Source organism: Achromobacter maghribensis (genome assembly GCF_057334215.1).
The window spans coordinates 292217-299435 of sequence record NZ_JBHFII010000061.1; the positions used below are offsets into that span (position 1 = coordinate 292217).

General features: G+C 68.3%; 4 protein-coding genes. 3 read left to right on the forward strand and 1 reads right to left on the reverse strand.

Translation table 11 applies throughout. From position 1 onward, the window contains the following. Positions 1-94: 94 nt before the first annotated feature. Positions 95-370, reverse strand: a complete 276-nt coding sequence (locus ACE039_RS27375; protein ID WP_050448114.1) for a hypothetical protein — start codon at positions 368-370, stop codon at positions 95-97. 101 nt (positions 371-471) lie between these two features. Between ACE039_RS27375 and apbC the strand changes: the two genes are divergently transcribed. From apbC to ACE039_RS27390, 3 genes are read left to right on the forward strand one after another with little or no spacing between them, the layout of a single operon-like run. After that, positions 472-1560 (forward strand): iron-sulfur cluster carrier protein ApbC, encoded by a 1089-nt coding sequence (gene apbC / locus ACE039_RS27380; RefSeq protein WP_105556982.1) that lies wholly within the window; start codon positions 472-474, stop codon positions 1558-1560. Positions 1561-1563: 3 nt separating this feature from the next. Further along, on the forward strand, positions 1564-3462 hold the full coding sequence (locus tag ACE039_RS27385) for an autotransporter assembly complex protein TamA (protein ID WP_448711696.1): 1899 nt from the start codon (positions 1564-1566) through the stop codon (positions 3460-3462). Beyond that, entirely contained in the window at positions 3459-7172 is a 3714-nt protein-coding gene (locus ACE039_RS27390; protein WP_485823881.1) for a translocation/assembly module TamB domain-containing protein, read from the forward strand. The genes ACE039_RS27385 and ACE039_RS27390 overlap by 4 nt, the downstream gene beginning before the upstream one ends. Positions 7173-7219 lie beyond the last annotated feature (47 nt).

The following is a 7219-nucleotide window of genomic DNA, read 5'->3' on the forward strand; positions in this document are numbered from 1 at the left end:
GCGCTGGCGGTCTGGACGCAGACGCCCGGGCGACACGCCATGCATTGGCCGGCTTGCGCCGCAGGGCGGCGCAAGCGCTCACGCAAAGCCGCCGTCAGCGGATTTCGCGGGCTTCGACGTCGATCACATCGCCGCGCGGTTGCGTGGCGAAGGGGGCGGTGGCGGACTGGAACGGACCCGGTCGGGCGCCTTGGCGCTGGCTCCAATAGGCGCGAACGCCGAAAGGTTTGCCGCGCACCTTGGCGACCACGTACAGGATCGCCACGGCGAGAGCCGTGGACAGCATGAAGACCAGCGCCATCGCCATGCCGATCAAGGCCAAGGCGGCGAATAGGACGGCACGGAAGAAGCGGATAAGTGTGTTGGTCATGAAGGTCGGATGCAAAACGCAGCGAAAGGTTCCCGTGTATCCGCTATCCTTTAGGGGACGGCGGCCCGCAGAAGCCGCGCTGCCTACGGAACCATAGTGACATGAGTATAACGATAGAACACATCCGCGCCGCTTTGCGCGCCGCGCACGACCCCAACACCGGATTGGACCTAGGCGTTTCTGTAAAAGATCGTGACATTCAACTGACGGGCGGCCGCGCCGCCCTGACGCTGGAACTCGGCTATCCGGCCGACAGCGTGCGCGATCAGGTCCGCGATATTGCCGTGGCGGCGCTGGCGGCCGCTGGCGTGGCCGACGCGCAGGTCACCGTTACCTGGAAAGTCGCTGCCCATGCCGTGCAGAAGGGCCTGAAGCCCCTGCCGAACGTGCGCAACATTATTGCAGTGGCCTCGGGCAAGGGGGGCGTGGGCAAAAGCACCACCGCCGTGAACCTGGCGCTTGCACTGTCCGCCGAAGGTGCCAAGGTGGGCGTGCTGGACGCCGATATCTATGGTCCCAGCGTGCCAACGATGCTGGGTATTTCCGGCCGTCCGGAAAGCCTGGACAACAAAAGCATGGAGCCGCTGACCGGCCACGGCCTGCAAGCGAATTCCATCGGCTTCCTGATCGACGCCGATTCGCCCGCCATCTGGCGTGGCCCCATGGTGACGCAGGCGCTGGAGCAGCTGCTGCGCCAGACCAATTGGCGCGACCTGGATTACCTGATCGTCGACATGCCGCCGGGCACCGGCGACGTGGCCCTGACCCTGGCGCAGAAAGTGCCGGTCGTGGGCGCCGTCATCGTCACCACGCCGCAGGATGTGGCGCTGCTGGACGCGCGCAAGGGCTTGCGCATGTTCCAGAAGGTCGACGTGCCGATCCTGGGCGTGGTCGAGAACATGGCCATCCATATCTGCTCGCAATGCGGGCACGCCGAGCACATTTTCGGCGAAGGCGGCGGCCAACGCATGGCCGAGCAATATCAGACGCCTTGGTTGGGCAGCCTGCCGTTGACGCTGGCGATCCGCGAGCAGACGGACGCCGGCACCCCGACCGTGGTGTCGGATGCGGGTAGCGAAGCTGCCTCGCTGTATCGGGGCATTGCCCGGAAGCTGGCAGCGGGCGTCGCGGCGCTACCGCGCGACATGGCCGGAAAATTCCCGTCCATCGTCGTACAGCAACCGACCTGACGCATGCGGTGGGCAGCCCGCGCCTTCTTGGCTGGACTCTGCGTGGTATCGGGCGAGGCGCTGGCCAAGCGTCCGGAGATCATCGTGGACCCCGGCGGCGTGCCGCCGGCCGCGCTGCAAGCGATCACCGAGGCGGTGGACGCGATCGCGCGGCTGGCCGAAGACCAGGATGGCGGTGAAATCAACCGGCTGCGCCGGCGCGCGCGCGACGCGACGCTGGCGGCCCTGGCAACCCAGGGCTATTTTTCGCCCACGGTAACGCTGGAGTCCGGCACCGATATCGGCGGGGAAACCTGGGATATCGGCATCGTCTCCGGCAAGCGCACCACGGTGTCGGAAGTGGACCTGACGTTCACGGGCCGCATCACCCGCCCCGAATTCGCGCAACGCGTGCAGAAGCTGCGCGACGATTGGCAGTTGAAGGCGGGGCAGCCGTTCATCAACAGCGACTGGAACAAGGCCAAATCGAGCCTGCTGGACCAGGTCTCGACGCGCGACTTCATGCTGGCGCGCATGACGGCATCTCAGGCAGACATCCAGGCGGATACGGCGTCGGCCGTGCTGCGCGTCACGATCGACAGCGGGCCGCAGGTCCGCATGGGCGAATTGAATACCGAGGGCCTGAAGCGGGTGCCCGACAAACTCGTCCAGCGTTACGTGCGTTATTCCGTGGGCTCGGCCTACGACCAGAACCGGCTGGACACCTGGCAGCAAGACTTGCAGTCCACCGCGTTTTTCCGTGGCGCGTTCGTCTCGCTCGAACAGCCGGGGGCCGCGCAGCAGCAACCGGCGCAAGACGTGAAATCGGACCGGGCCCGCGCGCCGGGCTCGACCGATCTGGCCGCGGCGACGCCCGCAGGCGACCCGTCCGTGTCCGGGGCCGTGCCGCCGCCGCCCGCCGCCTATGATTCCGACGGCGAGGTGACGCTTCCCGTGCAGGTGCGCGTGGTCGAAGCGCCGCCCAAGCGTTTCACCGCGTCGCTGGGCGTGGACGACGAAGCGGGCGTGCGCGTGGAATCGCTGTACCGGCAGAACGTGGTGTTTGGCCAGCCGGTCACCATGGAGACCGGTTTCAGCGTGGACCGGCTGCGCCAACGCGCCTATGCCGACTTCCTGTTGCCGCCCACTGCGCGCGGCTACAAGGATTCCTTCGGCGTGCTGGCCGACCATTCCGATATCCAGGGCCTGGACGTCACGCGTTACGCGCTGGGCGCGACGCGTCTGCAAGAACGCAAGGGCGCGGGCGACAGCCGGGTGGAATACGAAACCCGCTGGGGTCTGCTGCTGGCGCAGGATCACGTGAAGATCGACGGCGGCGACGAATACACCTTGCCGACGCTGACCGCGACGGCCGAGTGGCTGCGCCGCGATGTGGATAACAAGTATGACCCGCGCGAAGGCCACCTGATCGCGGTGGGCGGCGGCGTGGGCGTGACGCTGGACACGGGCGAGCCCTACACGCGGGCCCGGTTGCGGGCCCAGAAATGGTGGCCGATCGGCAAGCTCGACGTGCTGACCGTGCGGGGGGAAGTCGGCCGGGTCTGGTCCAGCAGCAAGGTGCAGGTGCCGGACGATTTCGGCTTCCGTACCGGCGGCGCGCGGTCGATCCGGGGCTATAAGTACCAGAGCATCGGCGTGCAGCGCGACAACGCCGTCGTGGGCGCGCCCACCCTCGTCGTGGGCAGCATCGAATACGACCACTATTTCAATGAACGCTGGGGCATGGGCGTGTTCGTGGACGCCGGGGATGCCGCGGAATCGTTCGGCGACATGTCGATGGCGGTCGGCTATGGCGTGGGCGCCCGGGTGCGCACGCCGGCGGGCCCGTTGTTCCTGGACCTGGCCTACGGCCAGCGTGAACGCGACCTGCGCCTGCACTTTTCGTTGGGGATCGCGTTTTGAAGGTGTTGCGCAAAATCCTGCGCCAGATCCTGGTTTGGTGGTTGCCGGGCCTGGCGATGCTGGCGCTGCTGGCCAGCGGATTCCTGTTCTGGCTGGTGGGGTCGCAGAACGGCACCCGCCTGCTGTTGACGACGGCTGCCCAGCAATTGAACGGGCAGGCGCTGGCCGTGAACGGTTCGTTGCTGCGCGGCGTGTCGGTGGGCAAACTGGACCTGGATGTGGGCGGCACCCGGATCGACATCACCGATCTGCATCTGGACGTGCATTGGCGTGCGCTGGGCGACCGCCTGCTGCATGTGCGTGACGTCTCGGCGGGGTCGGTGCACGTGACGCTGAGCGCGTCGCCCGAGACGCCGCCCGAGGAAGACGACGGCACGCCGTTCACGCTGCCGTCGCTGCCGGTGGACATCGCCGTGGACCGCGTGGCGCTGGGCGACTTCCAGCTGGACCAGGACGGCCAGCCGCTACCCGTTACGCTGGGCGATCTGAACGCCACCTTCGCGGCGGGCAAGCAGGGAGCACAGTTGCGCATTGCCACCCTGCGCGTGGGCCATGAGGTCGGGCAGGCGGAGGTGTCGGGCCAGGCCGATCTGCAAGGCATGGCCGATCCCTGGCCGTTCACTGCGCGATTGGATGTGACCGCCCGAGGGTCGGGGCCGGATTCGCCGCTGTGCCAGGCGGACAAGCTGAGCGGTGTGTTCGACGCGCGCCCGGCCAACGCCAATATTAAGGCCGACCCCAAGGCCAAAGCCGACCCCAAGGGCAAGCCCGATCCCAAGGCCAAAGCCGACCCGAAGGCCAAGGCCGATCCCAAGGCCGCCAAGCCGTCCGAGCCCGTTGGCCCGCCCGCGCCCGCTTGCCAGGTGCTGCTGCGCGCGGACGCCGCGGGTTCCCTGGACGGCATCCAGGCCAAGCTGGACGGCGTGGGTTCCGGCTTGCTGCTCGAGGTGGTTGCCGACCTGGCGCCACGCACCGCGCTGGTGTTGCGCAGCGCCCGCGCCAATGCGCAACTGCCCGATAAATCAACGCTTTCCGCGCAACTCGACCTGCAGTCCGATGCCGCCCAGGGCGCGGGCCGCGACCGTATCGTGGGCACCATCAGCGCCCAGCGCCTGGATCTGGCGCCCTGGCTGGGCGAGACCATTCCGCCCGCCGTGCTGACCGTGCGCGGCGACGTGCAGGCCGATATCGAAAACCTGAGCCAATTGCGGCACGCCGCCGTCGACTTGCGTTTCGAAGACGGCACGCGCTGGAACAAACAGCCCCTGACCGGGGCATTGAAGGCGCAGGTCGACCTTGCCGCGCCGGAGGCCTCGGCGCCAGCCGCCGCGACACCTGCCGGCAGCGCCGAGCCGGATCCGCTGGCCGGCTTGCGCATCCACGGCCTGGACGTGGACGTGAAGCTGGGCCGCAACCGGATTCAGGCCAAGGGCGAACTGGACGCCAAGGACGGTTCCCTGACCCTTGACGCCCAGGCGCCCCAATTGGACGCCTTCTGGCCCGGCATTCCGGGCGGCGCTGAAGTCAAAGCCAAATTGGCGGGCACCATGAGCGCGCATCGCGGCGAGGTGACCGCCGGCTACACGCCCGCCAAGCCGCGTGCCGGGGTGCTGGGGCAGGCGCCGGCCAAAGCCGACATCGTATTTACCGGCGCCTGGGGCAAGGGCGCCGCCGGTCAGCCCGATGCCGCGTTGCAGGGGTGGCGCGGGGCGTTTTCCAAGCTGACGGCCGACACCGCCGGCTTTACGGTGACGGCGGACCGGCCCGTGACGCTGGCCTATCTGCCGTCGGCCGTGGCGCCGCAGTGGCAATGGCAGGTCGGCCAGACCGCCTTGAGCCTGACCTTGCCTGGCAAGGAACGCCTGACCCTGGCGCACCAGGGGTCGCGCGGCGGCGGCAAGCGCTGGGAAACGGCTGGCCAGGCCGATAACCTGGTCATCACGGCCGCCATGGCCCGCCAGGTAATCACCGCCGTCGATCCCGAGTCGGCCTCGAAATTGGGCAAGGGGCCCAGCCGCGTGAACGCGATGGTTCCCGAGGGCCAGCGCCGCATCGCGCTGGACGTGCTGTGGGACCTGAAATTCGACGGGCGGCTGGGCGGCAAGGCCCGCATCGCGCGGCGCGATGGCGATTTGCTGATTCCGGGCGATCCGCCCATCCCCCTGGGGGTGAAGGCGCTGGTGCTGGACGTGACCGCCACGCCCACCTCGGCAAACGCCAGCCGGCTGGACGCCACGATCAATCTGGCGACCAACAAGATGGGCACCGTCAACGGCACCGGTTCGGCCGTGCTGGTCGTGGACGCCAAGGGAGGCATGGCGCTGGACGCGCGCCAGCCCCTGCGCGCCAAGCTGGATGCCGATATCGCCGACCTGGCCTGGGTCGGCCTGTTCGTGGGCGATTCGATGGAGGTCGGCGGCACGGTCAAGGCCAACCTGGAGGCCCAGGGCACCCTGGCGGGAAAGTGGGCCGCCAGCGGCACGATCCGGGGCGACAAGCTGCGCGTGGTGCGCATCGACGATGGCGTGCGCCTGATCGACGGCACCTTGTCCGCGCGTCTGGACGGCGACCGGCTGGTGCTGGACAGCCTGCGTTTTCCGGCATCCCTGCGGGTGATGCCCGCGGAATGGCGTACCAAGGAATGGATCACCACCAATCCCGAGGCCAAGGGCGGCTATGCCGAGGCCCGCGGCCAGTGGAACATCATCGACGGCGGCGGCGATATCAAGCTGACCTTGCACCGGTTCCCGGCGCTGCAGCGCTCGGACCGCTACGCCATGGTGTCCGGCGTCATCGACCTGAAGGCGGCCATGCCCCGCATCGAGATCGTGGGCGACCTGAAGGCGGACGCGGGCTGGTTCAGCCTGGAGATCCTGCAAGGCGTGCCCTCGCTGGACGACGACGTCAAGGTGGTCCGGGCCGGGCAGGACCCGGCCGCGGTGTCGACGCCGTTGCAGACCAGCATGAACCTGAAGTTCGACATGGGGCCGCGCTTCTATATCACCGGCATGGGACTGGACGCCGGTTTGCTGGGGTCGATCCAGATCCTGCTGAACGAGGGCCGCTTGACCGGGGTGGGCCAGTTGCGCACGCGGGGCGGCGGCATCGAGGCTTATGGCCAGAAGCTGCGGCTAAGCCGGGGCACGCTGACGTTCCAGGGGCGTTTGGACAATCCCCTGCTGGACATCGAGGCGCTGCGCACCGGTGAACAGGTCGAGGCGGGCGTCAAGGTCGTGGGCACCGCGCAACGTCCCCGGATCGACCTGGTGTCGTACCCGGACGTCAGCGACGTGGAAAAGCTCTCTTGGCTGTTGCTCGGCCGCGGCCCGGACGAAAGCGGCAGCGACGCGGCCCTGCTGGTGTCGGTCGGCACGGCGCTGCTGGGGGGCGGCCAGCCGTTCTACAAGCAATTCGGGCTGGACGATGTCAGCGTGCGAACCGGCAATATCGGCAGTTCCGGCAGCATCCTGCCGGACCGTACCGTCGCTGGCGACGTCAATCGGGACAGTGACAGCCAGTTGGCAACCCAATTCCTGGTGGCCAGCAAGTCGTTCGCCAACGGCATCACGCTGAGCGTCGAACAGGCGCTGGCAGGCAGCGACACGGTCGGACGGGCCAGCTACCGGCTGGCGCGCGGTCTGTCCGTGGACCTGAAGGGCGGTTCCGTCAACGGTATCGCGCTGGTCTACCGGACTTTCTGGGGGAACTGAACGCCTGGGGGGCGGGGCGGGATAAAGGCGTCCCCCCCCCCCCCCCC